This window comes from Micromonospora psammae (assembly GCF_036902725.1).
In the GTDB taxonomy this organism is placed as follows: Bacteria; Actinomycetota; Actinomycetes; order Mycobacteriales; family Micromonosporaceae; genus Micromonospora.
On the sequence record NZ_JBAKHM010000034.1, the window covers coordinates 1 to 19,125 of the forward strand.

The 19,125-nt window shown below is 70.9% G+C and carries 17 protein-coding genes; 4 read left to right on the top strand and 13 right to left on the bottom strand.

What is annotated here, in order from left to right; genetic code table 11:
* Positions 1-423: 423 nt before the first annotated feature.
* Complete coding sequence (locus V6U79_RS27355) at positions 424-702, top strand: hypothetical protein (RefSeq protein WP_334523915.1); 279 nt, start codon at positions 424-426, stop codon at positions 700-702.
* Between the two features lie 405 nt (positions 703-1,107).
* On the opposite strand, the gene V6U79_RS27360 is transcribed toward V6U79_RS27355, so the two are convergent.
* Both V6U79_RS27360 and V6U79_RS27365 read right to left on the bottom strand, forming a co-directional pair.
* Positions 1,108-1,503, bottom strand: a complete 396-nt coding sequence (locus V6U79_RS27360) for a DUF2716 domain-containing protein (protein WP_334523912.1) — start codon at positions 1,501-1,503, stop codon at positions 1,108-1,110.
* Positions 1,504-1,919: 416 nt separating this feature from the next.
* On the bottom strand, positions 1,920-2,261 hold the full coding sequence (locus tag V6U79_RS27365; protein WP_334523909.1) for a helix-turn-helix domain-containing protein: 342 nt from the start codon (positions 2,259-2,261) through the stop codon (positions 1,920-1,922).
* A gap of 709 nt (positions 2,262-2,970) precedes the next feature.
* Here V6U79_RS27365 and V6U79_RS27370 point away from each other — a divergent pair.
* On the top strand, positions 2,971-3,108 hold the full coding sequence (locus V6U79_RS27370) for a hypothetical protein (protein WP_334523907.1): 138 nt from the start codon (positions 2,971-2,973) through the stop codon (positions 3,106-3,108).
* A 660-nt stretch (positions 3,109-3,768) separates the two neighbouring features.
* Here the strand turns inward: V6U79_RS27370 and V6U79_RS27375 are convergent.
* The 8 genes from V6U79_RS27375 to V6U79_RS27410 form a co-directional block, all read right to left on the bottom strand.
* Positions 3,769-5,715 (bottom strand): nucleoside hydrolase, encoded by a 1,947-nt coding sequence (locus V6U79_RS27375; RefSeq protein ID WP_334523905.1) that lies wholly within the window; start codon positions 5,713-5,715, stop codon positions 3,769-3,771.
* Positions 5,716-5,763: 48 nt separating this feature from the next.
* Positions 5,764-6,768 carry an ABC transporter permease gene (locus V6U79_RS27380; RefSeq protein WP_334523903.1) on the bottom strand — a complete coding sequence of 335 codons (1,005 nt, stop codon included), beginning with the start codon at positions 6,766-6,768 and terminating at the stop codon, positions 5,764-5,766.
* Positions 6,765-8,282: a sugar ABC transporter ATP-binding protein gene (locus tag V6U79_RS27385; protein WP_334523900.1), complete on the bottom strand. Its 1,518-nt coding sequence runs from the start codon at positions 8,280-8,282 to the stop codon at positions 6,765-6,767. Before V6U79_RS27385 ends, V6U79_RS27380 begins: the two co-directional genes overlap by 4 nt.
* 69 nt (positions 8,283-8,351) lie before the next feature.
* Positions 8,352-9,308, bottom strand: coding sequence for a sugar ABC transporter substrate-binding protein (locus V6U79_RS27390; RefSeq protein WP_334523899.1), 957 nt, complete (start codon positions 9,306-9,308; stop codon positions 8,352-8,354).
* 64 nt (positions 9,309-9,372) lie between these two features.
* A complete protein-coding gene (rbsD, locus tag V6U79_RS27395; RefSeq protein ID WP_334523898.1) occupies positions 9,373-9,762 on the bottom strand; it encodes a D-ribose pyranase in 390 nt (129 codons plus the stop codon).
* Entirely contained in the window at positions 9,752-10,717 is a 966-nt protein-coding gene (locus V6U79_RS27400; protein WP_334616389.1) for a ribokinase, read from the bottom strand. The genes rbsD and V6U79_RS27400 overlap by 11 nt, the downstream gene beginning before the upstream one ends.
* A complete protein-coding gene (locus V6U79_RS27405; RefSeq protein WP_334616391.1) occupies positions 10,714-11,757 on the bottom strand; it encodes a LacI family DNA-binding transcriptional regulator in 1,044 nt (347 codons plus the stop codon). The genes V6U79_RS27400 and V6U79_RS27405 overlap by 4 nt, the downstream gene beginning before the upstream one ends.
* A gap of 764 nt (positions 11,758-12,521) precedes the next feature.
* Positions 12,522-14,114: a DHA2 family efflux MFS transporter permease subunit gene (locus V6U79_RS27410; protein WP_334616392.1), complete on the bottom strand. Its 1,593-nt coding sequence runs from the start codon at positions 14,112-14,114 to the stop codon at positions 12,522-12,524.
* Between the two features lie 190 nt (positions 14,115-14,304).
* On the opposite strand from V6U79_RS27410, the gene V6U79_RS27415 reads away from it, so the two are divergent.
* Both V6U79_RS27415 and V6U79_RS27420 read left to right on the top strand, forming a co-directional pair.
* Positions 14,305-14,829, top strand: a complete 525-nt coding sequence (locus V6U79_RS27415) for a hypothetical protein (RefSeq protein WP_334616394.1) — start codon at positions 14,305-14,307, stop codon at positions 14,827-14,829.
* Positions 14,774-15,010 carry a helix-turn-helix domain-containing protein gene (locus V6U79_RS27420; protein WP_442933304.1) on the top strand — a complete coding sequence of 79 codons (237 nt, stop codon included), beginning with the start codon at positions 14,774-14,776 and terminating at the stop codon, positions 15,008-15,010. Before V6U79_RS27415 ends, V6U79_RS27420 begins: the two co-directional genes overlap by 56 nt.
* A gap of 41 nt (positions 15,011-15,051) precedes the next feature.
* Here the strand turns inward: V6U79_RS27420 and V6U79_RS27425 are convergent, their stop codons facing one another.
* From V6U79_RS27425 to V6U79_RS27435, 3 genes are read right to left on the bottom strand one after another with little or no spacing between them, the layout of a single operon-like run.
* On the bottom strand, positions 15,052-16,473 hold the full coding sequence (locus V6U79_RS27425) for an MFS transporter (RefSeq protein WP_334523887.1): 1,422 nt from the start codon (positions 16,471-16,473) through the stop codon (positions 15,052-15,054).
* A 17-nt stretch (positions 16,474-16,490) separates the two neighbouring features.
* Positions 16,491-17,855, bottom strand: coding sequence for a serine hydrolase domain-containing protein (locus V6U79_RS27430; RefSeq protein ID WP_334523884.1), 1,365 nt, complete (start codon positions 17,853-17,855; stop codon positions 16,491-16,493).
* Complete coding sequence (locus V6U79_RS27435; protein ID WP_334523881.1) at positions 17,852-19,120, bottom strand: DegT/DnrJ/EryC1/StrS family aminotransferase; 1,269 nt, start codon at positions 19,118-19,120, stop codon at positions 17,852-17,854. Before V6U79_RS27435 ends, V6U79_RS27430 begins: the two co-directional genes overlap by 4 nt.
* Positions 19,121-19,125 lie beyond the last annotated feature (5 nt).

Consider the following 19,125-nt stretch of genomic DNA (forward strand, 5'->3'; position numbering starts at 1 on the left):
CCCGCTCTGATTCACACTCTGCGAACGGCGGCCCGACTGGTTCAGCGGGCCGCCGTTCGGCGTCTCATGCGCTCACCACGGCATCGCGAAAATTGCCTGATCGGCAGAAGGCCGGCCATCTCGCTGTGGAGCCAGCTCAGCATTGCCCCGTGTTCTCTCCTCTGGATCGATCCCGGCCTCGGGCGCTAGTCTGCCCAGGCCGACTCTCAGCTGGCCTCTGGCTCATGAACCAGACAGACACAGACATCGACCCTTATCGCTAAAGAGCCGAACTCCGCATCGCCGCCGCCCTGACGGTTGAGGCACGTACGGTCGCGGTCCAGGTGGAGCACACCATGGCCGGACTCGACGCCTCGCCTCCTGATGACTGCCAGACAGCCGGGACCGGGGTGCACGGCGTTACATCCAGAAGGGTTGATGACTATGACGACCTACTCGGGTCCTGCGAGGCTGATCCTGGCCGACGGCGCATGCATATCCGGCATGGCTTCCCTCAGTACCAACCAGCGCGGAGGACTCAACGGCTGGGGCGGCACGTTCCGTCCGGACGAGATCACGACAGACCTTCGCAACGCAGTCGAAGGGCTCCAATTGGAACTGCCCTACGATCGGATGGGGACAGTCGCCGTCACCGGCATTCGCAAGCTACTCGCCACGCAGGTGTTGATGTCGTTGGCAGGCCGGGGACCCGCACCATTCTGATCGTGCGCCGCACGGCCGCCCGCATCGGCCATCCAGGTCGTGGCCCAGACCAACTCGCACGGCAACACCGCCAACCGGCGACCCATGCTTGGGATCGAGCCCAGCCAGCAGGGGGTTGCCGTCACCGCCCACGGACCCTCCGGCGCTTCCGAACGGCAGGAGCCTGCCGTCCACGTCAGGGAACAACAGCGGACGATCGATCACCGCGTCTCGCCGATTCCGTGCTCGGCGAGACGGCGTACACCTGCTTCGCCGAAGTCCATGTTCGGCCATGCCACTCGCCGTCACCCATACGCCCACCACGGCGACAGAACCTGCCCATGAACAGCCAACTGCTCGCCTACCGCAGCGTCGAGCAGCTGACGGGTACGGTCGTCCACTGTCACCCCTCACCTCAGTCGATACTCAGGCCGTCCAGATCCGCGCCCCGTCACTGGAGCAGTCGGCCGCATCCGCTTGACCGCACGCGGCGCACGACTCGGCCAAGGACATGCAGATCGGCTTCGACCAAGCCCAGCAGGTCGCCGCCGAACACGCACAGCGACGACTCCCACGGATGGCCGAAGTACCGAACTGGAAATCCTCCGCGCGGTAGATGCAGTAATCGCCGTCAGGGTATGGCGACAGCGGCCAGCCGGGCTTGCCAGGCGGGTCGAGGTTCTCGGGTCCGACAAGGCTGGGCCAGACCTGATAGCTGGGGTGCTGCCAGTCCAGACACAAGATCGAATCGTCCAAGGCCGTTCGGACGGACAGCCGCGCCGTCGCCGAGGCGGTCGTTGCCTGTCCGAAGTTGTCGATCACCGTCCTTCGGTGAGCTGCTGTGCAGCCACACTCCCCGGTGACCGACCTCCCCCGGCGATGGCAGGGCGTCGGCTACCTCGACCAACCAGGCCCGTTGTCTCTGACTCGGCAGGTCAGCATGTCGTGGTGCTGCCCCAGCCGCACCGCGCCGTTGCCCCGCCATGGCGCACCACACTGGTGACCGACTCGTGCGTCGTCAAACAAAGTCCTCCAGCCCGCCGCACGCCGCCAATCCGCGGTGCCCGGCAGCCGGCTTCCGATGGCGGCGCCTCAGACCCCCGGGTCCCGCACCACAACCCGGCCGGCGGCCGGGATGGCAAGAGGCGCGACGAACAGGAGTACGGGCTGCCAGGGCCGCAGCGGGAACGTGGTGGTTGCCCAGGGCGGGCCAGCCGGCTCACCGCCCACCGACGACCTCACCCGAAAGTGGAGTGGTCAGTCGCGTCGCCGCGTTCTCCATGCTGCTGGTTCCGGTTCTGTCGCAGGGCTTCCTCGAGTTGGTCTTCGAGGATGACGATCCGGCAGGCGGCCTCCAGGGCGAGGCCCTGGTCGACCATCTCGCGGGCCCGGGCGGCCAGGCGCAGTTGGTAGCGGGAGTAGCGGCGGTGCCCGCCGGCAGAGCGGTGCGGATTGATTAATTTCGCCTCGTCCAGGCGGCGTAGGAAGTCCTGCGTGGTGCCGAGCATCTCCGCGGCCTGGCCGATGGTGTAGGCCGGGTAGTTCTCGTCGCCGAACATGTCCTCCGGGTTTTGTCCCATGTCACCTCCACGTCGAGGGCCCCGGCGCTTACGCGCCGGGGCCCAGGGTTACGGGTCATAACACCATCTACCGACAGGAACGTCGGCTTGTCGTATCCGCACCAGCCGTAACCGACGGCTTCGGGTGCGAGGATCGCATATGCGTGACCGGAGACCACCTCTCGTTCGATGGAAACTGCGGTGTCCGCCGAGCCGGGAATGACGGCCAACGGCGGGCGATCCAACGGTGTACAGCCCTCCCTTTCCTCTGCTACTTGTTTCCCTTGCTCTCGTACGGTCCGCCGGTGTCGGAGCCCACGCGACTTCATGGCTCCATACACGTACGGCGAACATCAGCTGGGGCCCCGAAAGAGCCTTGGCCCCACCTGCGGTCCCGGCGCGTATCCGTCGGGACTGACGTGCTCCTACTGCCTCTCGGGACGAACCGTGAGGTTCGTTCCTTCCCTCGCCGCCCGTCGTGACCTCACGGCCGGGCGGTCCGTCTGCGTCTTGACGGATCTTTACTCTCGACTCGAAGAAGAGTATTCCACGCCGCCGAAGATGTCTAGCCGTTACAGCCTAGGTTTTCCGGCCGACCGTCATCAGGTCGCTGGTCTACCGCGATCGGCGGACGGGAACCACGCCCGGTGCGGACCGAGGCAATGCGGCTGCGCACCAGCGACCTGCTGGGTGGATGGCGTTACGCCTTACCCACCCGGCACTGCGGCCGTTGCTCATCAACACGGTCCTGGTCAACGGCCTGATCTTGGCGACCTCGCCGCTGGTCGCCGTCCTCATGCTCGGCGATCCGGGTTCGCGCCTTGGCCGTACGCTCTCGCCTTCGGCGCGCCCCGCGCCGGCGGTCTGATCGGCGCACGGCTGCACACCGGCTTCTCGCCCGGTGGGAGCAGCGCAAAGTCCTGCTCGCCGCCGGGACGCTGCGCGCCTGGTGGTCGCCGGGGTTGGCCGCTATCTGCCCCGGCCCGGCCGGGCTGACGATCGTCATCGCCGTCCAGTTCGGCCTGGTCTCAGATCTCCCGCAGGGGTTCGCTACCTACAGGCTCGACCAAATTCCTGCGGACCGGGTCGGCCGCGTTCCGTCCCCTTGGTCGGTCACCAGCAGCGTCGCGACCCGTCATGGCCGCCCTGGAGGGCTACTGGCTGGCATATCCAGCCCCCGCGCAGCGATCGCGATCGCGGGCTTGCTCATCCTGACAACCCCGCTCCCGCTCCCCCGACATCACCAGACACCGCAACAGGAGGGGGACTCACACATGACACACCGCAACTCTCCCCTGATCCCCGAAGGCGGACTGCGGCTGGTCCGCCGATGCGCGTCGCGTCCCGTTGTCACGTCGGCGCCAGGATCTCACCGGACTGGCCCGGAGATGCTGTGACTCCTCGGTTCGGGAGCCCCAGCATCTCCGGGTGCGTGGCCGGGAATCTGCGGAAAAGGGGAATGCCCGGCGCGGCGATGGCGGCCCCGACGCTCTATCGGGCGGCCGGTCGTCGACGGACCGTCGCGCAGTTATGCGGGCTGGCCCCGCGGCACCACCGACAGGCCCTGGATCAGGGTGTCGCCGTACAGCTTGATCAGGTCGATGTTCGCCCGGCCGTCCGGCACCGTCACCGGCAGCGGCCCGTACCGCTGCCAGGAGCCGACGGCGCCGGTGCTGACGGTGGTGGCGTAGGCGGACTCCAGCCGCACGTCGAAGCTGCGGTACCCCGCCCGGTAGTCCTCCATCACCCACAGGTAGACGTCGTAGGCGCCGTTCGGGACCGGGACGGAGAGGTTGAGGTCGCCGGTGCGCCACAGTTCGGTGCCGAGCATGGCCGGCACGCCGGCCGGGGCGGCCGGGTTCGGGCTGACCGCGTTGGTGGCGTAGTTGGCCGGGCCGACGGTCATGCCGGCGGTCAGCGCGTCGCCGTGGGAGTGCCACGGCTTGCCGTCGATGGTGGTCGAGGAGCCGTTCAGGTTGACCCGGAAGGTGTTGGCGACGGTGCTGCCGGAGTAGACGGCGAAGCCTTGGATCAGGGTGTCGCCGAAGATCCGGATGAGGTCGAGGTCGAGGGTGCCGTCGCTGACGGTGACCGGCAGCGGCCCGTACCGTTGCCACGAGCCGACGGCGCCGGTGCTGACCGTGGTGGCGGTCGCCCCCTCCAGGTTGACGTGGAAGGAGCGGTATCCGGCCTGGAAGTCCTCCATCACCCAGACGTAGGCCTGGTATCCGCCGTTGGGCAGGGTCTGGTTGATGCCGATGTTCCCGGTGCGCCACAGCTCGCTGCTGAGCATCGGGCCGACCCCGGCCGGCGCGGCGGGATTCGGGGTGACGGCGTTGGTGGCGAGGTTCGCGCCGGCGTCGACCGAGAGCCCCTGGCCGAGCGCCGCGCTGTACGAGCGCCAGGGCGCCCCGTCCACGGTGACGGCCGGGCCGTTGAGGTTGACGCCGAGGACGAACCCGGGCGGCGGGTTGCCCGTCCGCGGCGGCTGGAGCATCAGGGCCTCGATGGAGCTGGCGATGGTGCTGTCGGAGACCACCGTGGTCAGGTAGTTCTGGTCCTTGTCGACGGAGGTGTTCCAGTAGTTCGAGCCGTTGCCGGCGTCCACGCTGATCGAGCCGATGCCACCGGCGTGCCCGAACAGGCCGGCCGTGCCGCGCACGGCGTAGTAGACCGAGGTCTGGTCCCAGCTGCTGCGATTGTTGCCGGCGCCCTGGTACAGCTCGTAGGAGCGCCGGATCGGGTTGGTCGCCGGGGTCTGGGTGAGCGCCCCGCCGGTGTAGATCGAGTCGCCGATCTCGTAGCCGCTGAACACGGCGCGCACCGGCCAGTTGTTCAGCGCCGCCGCGGCGGCGGCCGGGCGCTGGTTCAGGTTGAACTCGGAGCCGGACGGGAACGCGCCGGCCATCGCCGAGAGCAGCCGGACCTTACGGGCGACCAGGTCACGCCCGCTCAGCGGGCTGGCCCCGTCGGCGCCGGAGGCGAGCAGGTTGGCGAGGTTGGTGAGGAAGCCGACCGAGACGATCACGACGCTGCCGTCCGGCTGTGCGGCCAGCACCTGGCGGTACAGCGCCGTGGCGTCGGGTGCGCTGTGGCCGGTGCGCAGGTCGTTCGGGAACTCCTGGGCGATCTGGCGGGTGTACCGGGAGCTGGTCCCGTCGGTGGTCGGCTTCAGCGTGCCGATCGGGACGCCGGGCCGGCCGTACCAGGTGTTCATCGCGTCGAGCGCCGGGGCACCCCACTGGCTGTTGGTGTTGACCATCATGGCGAGGATCTGCGCCTCGCCGTTGTCGGCCAGGGCGTGCAGGGCGGCCACCGCCCCGGCGTCGTCGACGTCGTCCTCGACGTCGGTGTCGAAGATGATCCGGACGGGGTCGGCGGCGTGGGCGGGGGTGGGCGGGCCGGCGACGATGAGCGTGGCGCTCACCATCAGGGCGGCGCAGGCGGTGCTGAACCATTTCCGGGTACGGCGCATGGCGGTCTCCGTGAGGTCAGACGGGGTGGGGGTGGGAAGTGGGGCGGGTCAGCTGGCCGAGAGCCGTAGGGACAGGCGGCGGCGGTACGCGTCGAGGATGACCGCGACGATGATCACGCCACCGGTGATCATCGTGCGCTGGAAGTCGGAGACCCCCATCAGCAGCAGTCCGTTGCTGAGGACGCCGAGCAGGCAGGCGCCGAGCAGGGTGCCGATCACCGAGCCACGGCCGCCGGTGAGGCTGGCGCCGCCGATGACGACGGCGGCGATGGCGTTCAGCTCGTACCCCTGGCCGAGGATCGGGCTGGCCACACCGAGCCGGGCCATGTAGATGATCGCGGCGATCCCGACGGTGGCGCCGCCGATGGTGAAGCAGGCGACCTTGATGGTGGCGGTCCGGTGCCCGGACAGGCGCACCGCCTCCTCGTTGTTGCCGGTGGCGTAGACCATCCGGCCGAACACGGTGCGGGACAGCACGAACCAGGCCACCGCCACCATGGCCAGCGCCACGATGAACACCGCGGGCAGCCCGGCGACGGTGGCGGTGCCGAACCGGGTCAGGGCCGGCGGCAGGTTGTAGATGGTGGCCGCCCCGGTGAACTCCTGCGCCGCGCCGCGCGCCACGTAGAGCATGCCGAGGGTGACGATGAACGACGGCACCCGCCAGAACTCGGTGACGAAGCCGTTGATCAACCCGACCGCCGCCCCGATCAGGATGCTGACCCCGATGGCGAGCAGCAGGCCGGTGCCACCGGTCGCACCGGAGGTGAGCACGGTGCCGGCGACCACCGCACACAGCGCGATGCCGGAACCGACGGAGAGGTCGATGCCGCCGACCAGGATCACGAACGTCATCCCGACGGCGAGGATGGTGTTCAGCGTGATCTGGGTCATGATGTCCCGCACGTTCTGTGCGGTGCCGAAGTACGGAGCGAAGGTCAGGAAGAAGGCGGCGAGCACGACCAGCGCGACGCCGATGCCGGCCTCACCCAGGACATGGCTGGCGACGCGGCTGGTACGCGGTCGGACTGCCGGCACGCTGAGCGCGGTCATCGGGGGTCACCGTCCACAGTGGTTTCCTTGCGATAGGCGGAGTAGGCGAGGTTGAGGACCCGCTCGGCGTCGAAGTCGGCGCGGGCCACCTCGCCGGCGATGCGGCCCCGGGAGAAGACCAGCAGCCGGTCGCAGATGCCGAGCAGCTCCGGCAGGTCGGAGGAGACCACCAGCACGCCTTTGCCGGCGGCGGCCAGGTCGAGCAGCAGCTGATGGATCTCGTAGCGGGCGCCGACGTCGATGCCCCGGGTCGGCTCGTCGACGATGAGCAGGTCGCTGTCGGCCGCCAGCCAGCGACCGAGCACCACCTTCTGCTGGTTGCCGCCGGAGAGTGCGCGCGGATGCTGCCGTACCCCGGTCGCCTTGACCCGCAGGCGACGGGACAGGTCGGTCGCCGACGCGGCCTCCGCCGAGGGTCGCAGCAGGCCCGCCCGGCTGACCTTGCCGATGCTGGCCAGGCTGATGTTGGCGGCGATCGGCAGGTCGAGGACGAGGCCCTGGCTCTTGCGGTCCTCGGTGAGGAAGCTGATCCCGCGCCGAACCGCCGAGCCGGGCCGGCCCGGACGCACCGGTACGCCGCGCATGGCGACCCGGCCGGCGGCCGGGCGGTCGGCACCGAAGATGGCCCGCATCGCCTCGGTACGCCCGGAGCCGACCAGACCCGCCACGCCCACCACCTCGCCGGCCCGCACCGACAGCGAGATCGCCGGTGCGGTCGGGGTCACCCGCAGCTCGTCGACCCGTAGCAGCTCGTCGCCGACGTCCCGGGGCAGCACCGGCGGGTACTCGTGCGCCAGATCCCGGCCCACCATCAACCGCACCAGGTCGGCCGGGGTCAGTCCGGCCAGCTCCCGGGTGGCGACGTGTCGGCCGTTGCGCAGCACGGTGACCCGGTCGCCGATATCGAAGATCTCGTCCAGGTGGTGCGAGATGTAGACCACCGCCACGCCCTGCGCGGTGAGCTGACGCAGGATGTCGAAGAGTCGGGACACCTCGCGCGGGGTCAGCGTCGCCGTCGGCTCGTCCATCACCAGCAGTCGGCAATCCGCCGACAACGACCGGGCGATCTCCACCAGCTGCATCTGCGCGATGCCCAGCCGCTCCACGCGTACCCGGGGAGAGAGGTCCAGCCCGACCCGCTCCAGCAGCGCCCGCGACCGCCGCTCCAGCGTCCGGCGGTCGACCAGCCCGAATCGGCGCGGCAGGCGCTGCAGGAACAGGTTCTCGGCCACCGACAGGTAGGGCAGCATGGAGAGCTCCTGGTGCACCACCTGGATGCCGGCGCGCAGCGCCTCCGCGGGCCCGGCCGGGGCGTACGGTGCCCCGTCGAACACCATCGTGCCGGCGTCCGGGCGGTCGATGCCGGACAGGCAGCGCACCAGGGTCGACTTTCCGGCGCCGTTCTCGCCGATGAGAACGTGCACCTCACCGGCGCGCACGTCGAGGTCGACGCCGTCCAACGCCGTCACGCCGGGGTAGCGCATGGTCAGTCCGGTGGCGCTCAACAGGGGCACGACGATCACCTCACCTCGCTAGCCGTCCGGTGGGGCCGGTCGTCGACCCCACCGGTGGTCCGGGATCCGTCAGCCGACGTTCTCTTTGGTGATCAGCTTGACCTCGGTCTTCTGCCAGCCGGTCAGCTGCTCGCCGCCGATCATCTTCATCGCGTAGTCGATGCCGAACGCGGCCTGCTGCGAGCCGTACTGGTCCAGCGTCGCGACCATCACCCCGCTGGCCAGGAACGGCTTGACGGCCGGGATGTTGTCGAACGAGGCGACCTTCACGTTGGCCTTGCGCTCCTCGATGACCTTGAGCGCGCCGAGCGCCATCGAGTCGTTGGACGCCAGGACCCCCTGGATCTCCGGGTGCGCGGTGAGCATGTTGCCGAACACCGCGTTGGCCTCGTCGGTCTCCCAGTGCGCGGTCTTGGAGTCCACCAGGGTCAGTCCGCCCTCGGCGATCGCGTCGGTGAACCCGGCCTTGCGCTGGGCGGCGTTGTCCGCGCCCGGGTTGCCCTCCAGGATGACCACCTTGGCGCCCTTGCCGAGCAGCTTGGCCAGGGCCGTTCCGGACTGCTTGGCGCCGTCGCGGTTGTCCGGCCCGACGAACGGCACGTCGACCCCGGCGGCCTTCAGCGCGGCGTCGTCGAGCTTCACGTCGATGTTGACCACCTTCACCCCGGCCTTCATCGCCTTGGCGACGGACGCGACGAGGGCCTTCGAGTCGGCCGGCGCGATGACGATCGCCTGGACCTGCTTGGTGATGCAGGTGTCGACCAGCGAGACCTGGCCGTCGACGTCGGTCTCGTTCTGGATGCCGCTGGCGCTGAGGGTGAAGTCGCCGCGCTTGGTCTCGTGCGCCTTGGCGCCCTGCTGCATCTGCTGGAAGTACTCGTTGGCGAGCGACTTCATCACCAGACACACGGTCGGCTTGCCGGCCTTCGGGGGCGCCGCCGTGGTGGTGTCACCCTCCTGGCCGCACGCGGCCAGCGGCACGGTCATCACCAGAGCGAGCGCCGTCAGTGCGATTCTTCGGTTCACCGGGGTGTTCCTTTCCTACGTCTTCCGGGGGTGGGGGTGGGGGTGGGGGTGGGGAACGATCGGATCAGAACGGGACGCCGCAGTGCAGGATCACGTTGGCGTACGGGGTCGCTTCGCCGGTGCGGACGATGACCAGGGCACCGGCGGTGCGTCGTTTCAGTTCGGTGTGCGGTACCAGCTCCAGCGGCACCGGCCCGAGGGCGTCGGTGAGCCCCTGCCGGATCGGCCGGTCGGTCAGCTCGGTGGCGGCCACGGCCGCCTCCACCACGCATTCGGCCAGTACCGCGGTGAGCACCGGCAGGAAGCCCGGCTCGCCGCGCCGCCACAGCAGGTCGACGGTCTCCACGCCGGCCGGCACCGGCAGTCCGGCGTCGGCGACGACGATCCGATCCCCGTGCCCGGCGGCGGTGATCAGTGCGGTCAGCCGCGGGTGCCACAGCCCGTCAGCGCGCATGGCTGCCCACCCCCCGCTGCTCGGCGAGGAGCCGGTCCACTTCGGCGCGCCACGGGGCTGCGGTTTGCGCCCCGGGCCGGGTGGTGGCCAGTGCGCCCGCGGCGCAGGCGCGGCCGGTGGCGGCGGCCAGTGCACCGGGGGTGTCGCACCCGGCGCGGGCGAGGACCAGTTCGGCGCAGAACGCGTCGCCGGCACCGACCGCATCGACGGCGTCCACGGCGAACGGGGGCACCTGGTGGACGCCGGCGGCGTCCGCGGCGACGGCGCCCTGTGCGCCGAGCGTCAGGACCACCTCCGGCGGGCCCAGCCGGCGCAGCGCCACGGCGGTCGCCGCCGGGTCTGCCCGGTCGAGGCCGGTCAGCCCGGCCGCCTCGGTCTCGTTGACGACCAGCAGGTCGGTGAGGTGCAGCAGGTCCAGCAGTTCGGCGTCGACGAGTGGCAGCGGCGCGGCGTTGAGGATCACCGGCACGCCGTGGTCGCGGGCGGTGCGGGCGGCGGCCCGGACGGTCGCCAGCGGAATCTCCAACTGGAGCAGCAGCGCGTCGGCGTCGGCCAGCATCGGCCCGAGTCCGGCCAGGTCAGCCGGACGCAGCTCTCCGTTGGCGCCCGGTGCGAGCGTGATCATGTTCTCGCCGCTGGCTTCGACGATGATCATCGCCACGCCGGTCGGCGCCGTAGCGGAGTACGTCACCGCCGCCACGTCCACCCCCTCGGCGGTCAACCCTCGGGTCAGCTCGGTGCCGAACGAATCGGTCCCGACCGACCCGACGAGCGACGCGCTGGCGCCCAGTCGGCTCGCCGCGACCGCCTGGTTGGCACCCTTGCCGCCCGGGGAACGCTCCAGCGACCGCCCGGCGACGGTCTCGCCGGGCTCCGGCAGCCGGGGCACCCGCACGCACAGGTCCATGTTGAGGCTGCCCACCACGACCATTCGGATGGCCCGCCCGGCGCTCACGGCTGGTCCCCGTCGATGGCGTGGTCGCCTCCGGCCGGGTCGACGCAACCGCACGAGCCCCGCGCGACCAGACGTGCGGCCAGGACGATCCGGGTGGCCGGCGTCGCCGGTGTCTCGACCCGACTGACCAGCCACTCCACCGCCGCCCGCCCCAGCTCCTCGAACGGTTGCCGCATCGTGGTCAACGCCGGCACCGTGTACGCGCTCGCCTCGATCCCGTCGAACGAGCAGAGTGCCAGGTCGGCCGGCACCCGGACACCCAGCTCCGCGGCCGCCCGCAGCACCCCGACGGCCTGCTCGTCGCTGGCGACGAAGAGCGCGTCCGGCGGCTGCGCGCCGCCGAGCAGTTGCCGCCCGGCCCGGTACCCGTGCGCCCGGCCGAACGGCACGTGCACCAGTGGTGAGGCGTCCGGGTCGAGCCGCGCCTCGGACAGCGCCCGCCGCCAGCCGGCGACCCGGTCGACCGTCGGGTACAGGTCCGCGGGGCCGGCCAGGCAGCCGATACGGCGGTGCCCGTGCGACAGGAGATGGGCGGTGGCCTCGTACGCGCCCGCCTCGTTGTCCACCAGTACCTGGGTGGCGTGCGGGATGGCGATCTGCCGGTCGAGGACCAGCCGGGGAACCGGGGTCTGGGACAGCTCGGCGATCCAGGTCCGCGCCCCGTGCGCCGGTACCAGGATCAGGCCGTCGACCTGCCGGTCGAGCAGAGCGCGGACGTAGGCGGCCTCGCGTTCGTCGTCGTCCATCGCGTTGCCCAGCAGCATCGTGTACCCGTACTCGAACCCGACCTCTTCGATGCACCGGGCGAGTTCGGCGAAGAACGGGTTGGAGTTGTCCGGGATCACCAGCCCGAACGTCATCGTGCGGCTCATCCGCAGCGACCGGGCCACCGCGTTCGGGCGGTACCCGAGCTCGGCGATGGCCGCGAGCACCCGCTCCCGGGTGGCCGGGGCGACGCCGCGGGGCCCGTCGTTCAGCACGTAGCTCACCACGCTGGGCGACGTGCCGGCAAGGCGCGCGACATCACTGCGATTGGCCATGGCCGTCCCATCGAATCGATGTATCAACTCGTGTTGATGACGAAGTATTCAGACCGGCGGATGAGTTGCGCAACGGTTGCGTTCGTTACAACCGGGTAACGTCGGCGGATCTTGCAGCCCGAGTGAGCGCCGACAACGTTTCCGACGGCCAAGCCGTTCCTGCGGCAGCGGGGGCATCCGCGCTGTCCCTGCCGATCGGCAGGGACAGCGCCACCAGGTCGTCCAGACGGATCAGGACGAGCACCGGCGGAGGCTCACCGGGCGATGCCCGCGCCGGCCGGTACGCCGCCGAGGGTCGCGTGCTCCATCGGTCGCAGCGGCGGCAACAGATGGCGCTCCGCCCGGCAGGTACTCCGTCTCCTGACTGGGGTCGGGGCGGGGGAACACAACGGCCGCAGCCGGCCTTTGCCAGAGCCGCGCAGGCACCCGTGAGCGTCGCCCGCGCCTGCGCGCCCAGCGGCGCGGCTCCGGCCTGCGCCTCCCCGGCCCCGCACAGCTCATCGAGCTTGTTCTCGGCGGCACCCAGAGGCTCCGTGTCCACGGTGCCGACCGCGCTCAGGTCCCCGCCGGCCAGCACCGGCGCAGCCTTGAGGATCTCGTCGGCGTGCCGGTCCAGCACCACGTCCACTTGCGGGTCGGCGGTCGCGACGGTACGCAACCGCTCCCCCGCGCCGACTCCATCACCTGCCCTGAAAGGGCCGAGGGCCGCCACCGGACGTGTCCGGTGGCAGCCCTCGGCGAACGGCGGTTCAGGCAGGACCGGCCTAGTGGATGGCGATGGGCGTCTTGACCTGCTGGTCATCCAGCAGATGCGACTGCTCGCGCCGGCGCGGCAGGAACACGGCCGGGATGAACGTCAGCAGCACCAGCGCGAAGCCCACCCAGAACGTGGTGGCGAAGGAGTTGGCGGCGAAGTCGAGGCCGCGGTCGATGAGTGAGGGGTCGACCGGGAACTGTTGGGTCAGCTCCGGCCGCTGCTGGGCGGCGATGGCCAGCCCGGCCTCGGTCACCGGGTCGCCGCTCGGGTCGGTCACGGCGGGAATCGGCCGAGAGCCGTTCAGCTCGTTGGTGAGGATCACCGACATCACCGCGGCACCGACGGAGCCGCCGATCTGCTGAAGGATGTTCACCAGGGTGGAGCCGCGGGCCACCTCGGGGCCGGTGAGGGTCCGCAGGGCGGAGGTCATGATCGGCATCATCGTGCCGCCCATGCCCAGACCCATCACGAACAGCGAGCCGCAGAGCAACACGTACGAGGTGTCCGCGTCGACCTGGGTGAAAGCGAAGAAGCCGGCGGCGATCAGCACCAGCGCGAACGGCACCGTACGGCCGACCGGCACCTTGTCGGCCAGCATGCCGGCGATCGGCATCGTGACCATCGCGCCGAGACCCTGTGGCGCCATCAGCAGGCCGGCGGTCAGGGTCGACTCGCCGCGTACCTGCAGGAAGTAGCTCGGGAACAGCAGCCCGGCGCCCATGAAAGCGATGATGAAGACGAACAGCGTCACCGACGCGATGGTCAGGTTGCGGTTGCGGAGCAGCCGCAGGTCGAGCAGCGGGTGCCGGGGCTTGAACGAGTAGAGGACGAATGCCACCACCAGCGCGGCACCGACCAGCATCGGCAGCCACACCTCGGGGTCGGCGAACGTGCCGGCCTCGGGCAGCGTGGAGACGCCGTAGAGGAACAGTGCCAGACCCGGCGAGAGCATGAGCATGCCGAGGAAGTCGAACGACTCCGAGGGCTCGGGGTTGTCCTTCGGCAGGGCGAGCTGCGCGTAGACGAGCCCGACGACGCCGATCGGCAGGTTGATCAAAAAGATCCAGTGCCAACTCGCCACGTCGATCAGCCACCCGCCGAGGATCGGGCCGCCGATCGGGCCGAGCAGCATCGGGATGCCGAGGACGGCCATCAGCCGGCCGATCCGGTGCGGCCCGGCCGCACGGGTCATGATCGTCATGCCGATCGGCATGAGCATGCCGCCCCCGAGGCCCTGAAGGACCCGGTAGGCGATCAACTCAGTGATGGTGTCGGCGGTGGCGCAGAGGCCGGAGCCGATCGTGAACAGCGCCAAGGCGATCATGTAGAGGCGTTTGGTGCCGAACCGGTCGGCGGCCCACCCGCTCAGCGGGATGACCGTGGCCAGCGCCAGCGTGTAGCCGGTCATCGTCCACGCGACGCGGGCGTAGGAGGCGTCGAATTCGCTCTGGAACTTCGGCAGCGCGACGCTGACCACTGTCACGTCGAGGATCGACATGATCGCACCGAGCACGACCACGCCTGCCACCTTGAGCACCGCAGCGTCGAGCTTGTCCGATGTCGCGGCGGGTTGCCCTGTCCCGACAGATTGCTGTGTCACGAGTTCTCCTGCATTCGGATCTAGCGGGCTGATGGTGAGCGGTGGCGCGGCGCGGCACTTGCGGCGGAAGGGGCGACGTGCCAAGGGGCGGAGCCTCAGGCAGAGTAGCGGCCAGGAGCGACACCCGCGTTCCGATTTGCCGGGTAGCGGATATGGCGGTGAACACGTCCGGCGACAAACACCCGCCTCGTTGCGCCGGCATCTCGGCGTCCGGATCGTGTGCCGCAACGGCGTAGGGCCACATCTGCTCGATCGCGTCGGTCATGCCCTTCAGCCCTCGGACCAGACCATGTACGCGGCACCGGAGTGCTTGGTGCTTTTCGCGGCGGCGGCGCCCGTACTGGTGGGGAAGGTCACCCCGCAGCGGCTGCTGGTTCCGGGCATGGCCCTACTGGTTCTCGGCGGACGGGGCGGCATCCGCCTGCTCGCCGACCACGACAATGCCGGCATCCTGCACCGGGTGCCGGGCGGCTTCGCGGTTCAACTTGGCTGCTTCGCGCTGATGACCCTGATCGGCGCCGGAATCGCCGCCCTGGGGTGGCGCGAAGGCCGACGCCGGCCAATGACCACAGGCGCGGTCCGTTCATCGGTAGTCCACTGGGTGCCGGCGGCTAAACGCCGGCCGCGGGGCCAGCCGCGAGCTGACGTCCACAGCCGCAGTGCCGAAGCGGCCGGGAGCACGGCTACGACAAAAGGATGCGGAAGAGGCCGATGACCTCGGTGGGCAATTGAGGCAGGCTCGTGTTGAGGCAGGCCTGACGGTGGCCTCCACCGCGGCCCGTACCTGCTACTCGGCCTCGCACCTCAACAACGTCGAAGCGGGCGCCGGACCGCGACGCCGGACAGCGTGCTCGCCTACGCGCGAGCGTTGGCCGTTCAAGCCGCGAGCGGCCTGATCCTCGACGGTGACAAGAAACATCCTCGGCGTGTGCCCCGCTCAGGTGGTCCTGGCGGGGTGCGCAACGACGGGCGGCGCCCGGTGCCCGACCCGCAGGGCGAGAACGGCGGTGGCTGCGGCGGTGAGCAGGGCGAGCACCCCGGCGATGAGGTAGGCGGTCGCCTGTCCGCGCGCCGTCGCATCCAGGGTGCGGGGTTCCGGTCCCGCCCCGATCGACACCCCGGACAGCAGCACGGCAATGCCCACGGCGGTGCCGATCTGCGCGGCGCCGTTCAGGATGCCGCCATAGAGACCGGCGTTATCATCGGTCGCGGTGCTGGTGCCGTGGGCGGTCGAGGCGACCGACGCGACGCCGAGGCCGACGCCGGACAGCACCAGGCCGATCAGGAAGAGCACCAGCGCGCGCCGGCCGACAGCGACTGCGCTCACCGGCATGGCGGCGGCGACGACGGTCAGCCCGGCCACCATCGCCCACGCCCGGCCGAGCCGGCCGACCACGATCGGTGCGGCGGCCGAGCCGAGGGCGACCGCGACGCTGAACGCCAGGAAGACCGCACCGCTCACCCCCGCGGACAGGTCGAGGACCTGTTGCAGAAAGAGCGTGCCGACGACGTTGGCACCACTGGTGGTGAAGGTCAGCACCAGCGCGATGACACCGCCCAGCGCCAGCGACGGCACTCCCCACACCCACGGCGGCACGAGCGGATCGACCACGGTCCGCTCCACCGCGAGGAAGGCGACGGCGAGGACGGCCGACGAGACCAGCGGCAGCCACACCGTCCAGTCGGTGAAGCCGTGCTCGCCGGCGCGGGTGAAGCCGAGGATCAGCAGGACCGCCGCAGCGGTGGCGAGTCCCGCGCCGATGAGGTCGGGGCGGGCGCCAGAGCCCTCCTTCGCGCCGATTGCGCCACGCGCGACAAGCACGACCGCGACGCCGAGGGGTACCAGGGCGGCGAAGAGCCAGCGCCAGCCGACGGCCTGCGTGACCAGTCCGCCGAGGACGAAGCCAGCGGCACCGCCGAGCGCGCCGCACAGCGTCCACGCGCCGAGAGCACGGTTGCGGTCCGGTCCGGTAGGGAACGCGGCGAGGAGCACCGCCAGCGCCGCCGGCACGGCGACGGCCGCGCCGATCCCCTGCAACGCCCTGCCGGCGAGCAGGACCACACCGTGCTGCGCCAGCGCACAGACCGCCGACGCCACGGTCACCGACAGGGTGCCGGCCAGGAACACCGCCCGCCGGCCGAACGTGTCGACCACCCGTCCGCCGGCGATGAGCAGACCACCGAAGAACAGCGGATACGCCGTGGCGATCCACGACAACGTCGCCGGCTCGAGCACGAGGTCACGCTGCACGGCCGGCAGCGCCACCACCAGCACCGTCACACCGAGCACGTCGACGAACTGCACGCTGCATACCAGGGCGAGCACCAGCCCCGCCCGGCCTGCGCCCGTCACGTTCACGTGCCTTTTCCTCCCGATCAGCGGCGGCGGTCGGCCCGCCGGTAGGGCAGCCCGTTGAGGAGCACGTGCGTGACCTCGCCGGTGTGGTCGTCCCGGACGGCGCCGAGACTGATCCGGTCGCTGCCCGCGTGCGGCCGCCAGGGCGGCGCCGCCCGGTCCGCCAGGGTGGCAGCGGCGGCCCAGACATCGGCGGCGACGGGACGCACCGACACCGTACGGTCACCGGTGATGATGTCCAGGTTCGCCCCGTTCGAAACCAGCCGTAGGCCGCTGCCGCTGGCCGGGCGTTCGTAGCGTCCCTCCGGCGGCAAGCCGAGGGCAGCGGTCGGCGCGGGACGGGTCCAGTCCGGCGGGGGGCCACCCAGCTCGGCGAGCAGATCCTCGATCACCTGGTAGCGAGCCTCGCGCAGCTCCTCGCCGCGATTGTCGGCCCAGGCCAGCCCGATCCCGCTCGCCGGGCAGCAGAGCAGCTTGGTCCACATGCCCTCGTAGAAGCCCTCGTGTCCGAAGCGGAGGACACCGCCGGCGCGAGGGCCGAGGTAGAGCCCGAGACCGTAGTGCAGGTCGACGTCGAGGCGGACGTCGGCCTGCGGCCGGCGCAGCTCGCCGAGGCCGCGGGCGGTCCGGTCGGCGGCGAGGTGGGCGGCGCCGAGCCGGGCCAGGTCGAGCACCGTGGACCAGCACTGGGAGGAGGGAGCGTGCTTGGCCGCCACCCGGGGTTCGTGCACCACCCGGACGCTCCCCGCGTCGAACCGGTGGTGCTGCAGGAGCGGATAGGTCATCGCGACGGCCGGATCGTGGGTGGTGCGCGTCAGCCCGAGCGGGTCGGCGACCCGTTCCGCGAAGAGCCGGTCGAAGGCGGTGCCGGTGCGGCGTTCCATCAGGTGGCCCGCCACGGTGAAACCCAGGTTGCTGTAGGAGTAAACCTGTCCCGGACGGCCGACCAGCGGGGTGCGGGCGGCCTCCACCCGGGCGGCGACGGCCACCGCGTCCGGATCCCGTCCGCACCCGTCGTGCAGCACCATGTCCGGGATGAAGCCGGCACGGTGGCTGAGCAGATGGCGGACGGTCACCGCTGGGGTGTCGTGCGGACGTCGGAGCCGGAAGTCGGGCAGGGTGGCGGCGACCGGCTCGTTCCAGTCGAGCTCGCCCGTGCCGACCAGGGCGGCGGCGAGCGTGGCGGTGAGCGTCTTGGCCGTGGAGTACACCCGGAACACCGTGTCGGGACGCAGAGCCGCATCCGGCTCCTCGACCGACCGGAGCCCGGTCGCCGCGGCGGCGAGCGGACCGTCGCGGTCGAACACCACCGCCATCGCCCCGGGTACGTCGTTCTTGATTCGGAAGTCCTGCAGCGCCTCGGTCAACTCCCGATCCCCGATCACGATGCCACCGCCCGGGCTCGGAGCAGGCCACCGCGCGCTCGGATCACGGCGGCGCGGACCGCGTCGACGAGGTGGTCCACCTGCCGGTCGGTCATGGCCGGGTAGATGGGCAGGTTCACCAGCTCGTCGAACCAGATCCGTTCGGCCGTCGGCGCCTGCCCGTACGCGCCCCCGCGCCGGCGCCACTCCGGAAGCAGGTGCAGCGGGAAGTAGCGGAGGATCATCTCTACCCCGTGCTCGTGGTGCAGCCGGCGTACCACCTCGTCGCGCAGGCCGGGCGCGGCATCGGTGATCCGCAGCGTGTAGAGGTGGTAGGAGTGCACCGTGCCGGGCAGGTCACGGTGCGGGACGACACCGGGCAGGTCGGCGAGGCCCGTGTGCAGGCGAGCGGCGATCTCCCGGCGCCGGGCCACCATCGCCGGCAGCTTCGCCAGCTGGGTGCGCCCGACCGCCGCCGCCGGTTCGCTCATCGTCGCGTTCAGGCCGCCGTGCCGGATGGCGGTGCAGTCGTCGGTGTAGGCGTTCTTGGCGTGCCGTTCCGGGTCCTCCGGACCGGGCGGACGACGGCCGCCGAAGCTGGGTGGGGTCGTCCGGGGTCGGAAGTCCGCGTCAGGCTCCATCGCACGGATCCGGCGTAGCGTGTCGGCCCACCGGTCGTCGCGGCACGTCACCATGCCGCCCTGGCCCATCGTGGACATGTTCTTCAGGCTGTGGAAGCTCCAGCAGCCCAGGTCGCCGACGGTGCCGGCGCTGTGGCCGCGGTATCGGCTACCGAGGGCGTGCGCGCAGTCTTCGAGCAGCAGCAGGTCGTGCTGGCGGGCCACGGCGACCAAGCCGTCGAGGTCGGCGGGAAGGCCACCGTAGTGGGTCACGTAGATCGCCCGGGTGCGCGGGCCGACGACCCGGTCGACCGCCTCCGGCCGCAACGCCAGGGTGTCCGGGTCGATGTCGGCGAAGCGTACGCCGACCGGACGGGACAGCAGCGGCGCGACGGTCGCCTGGAAGGTCAGTGGGGAGGCGACGACCTCGTCGCCGGGCCGCAGACCGAGCAGATGGGTGGCCAGCTCCAGGGCCATCGTGCAGCTGGTCGTCGACACGGCGTGCCGGGCACCGGTGTGCCGGGCGAACTCGTCCTCGAACGCACCCCGTTCCCGGCCACCGGACAGGTGGGCGTCGGAGCGGAGCAGCCGGGTCACCGCGGCCACGTCGTCCTCGTCGAACACGCTGCCCTGGCCGTGGTAGGGCACGACGAACCGGTTGGTCACGTCGA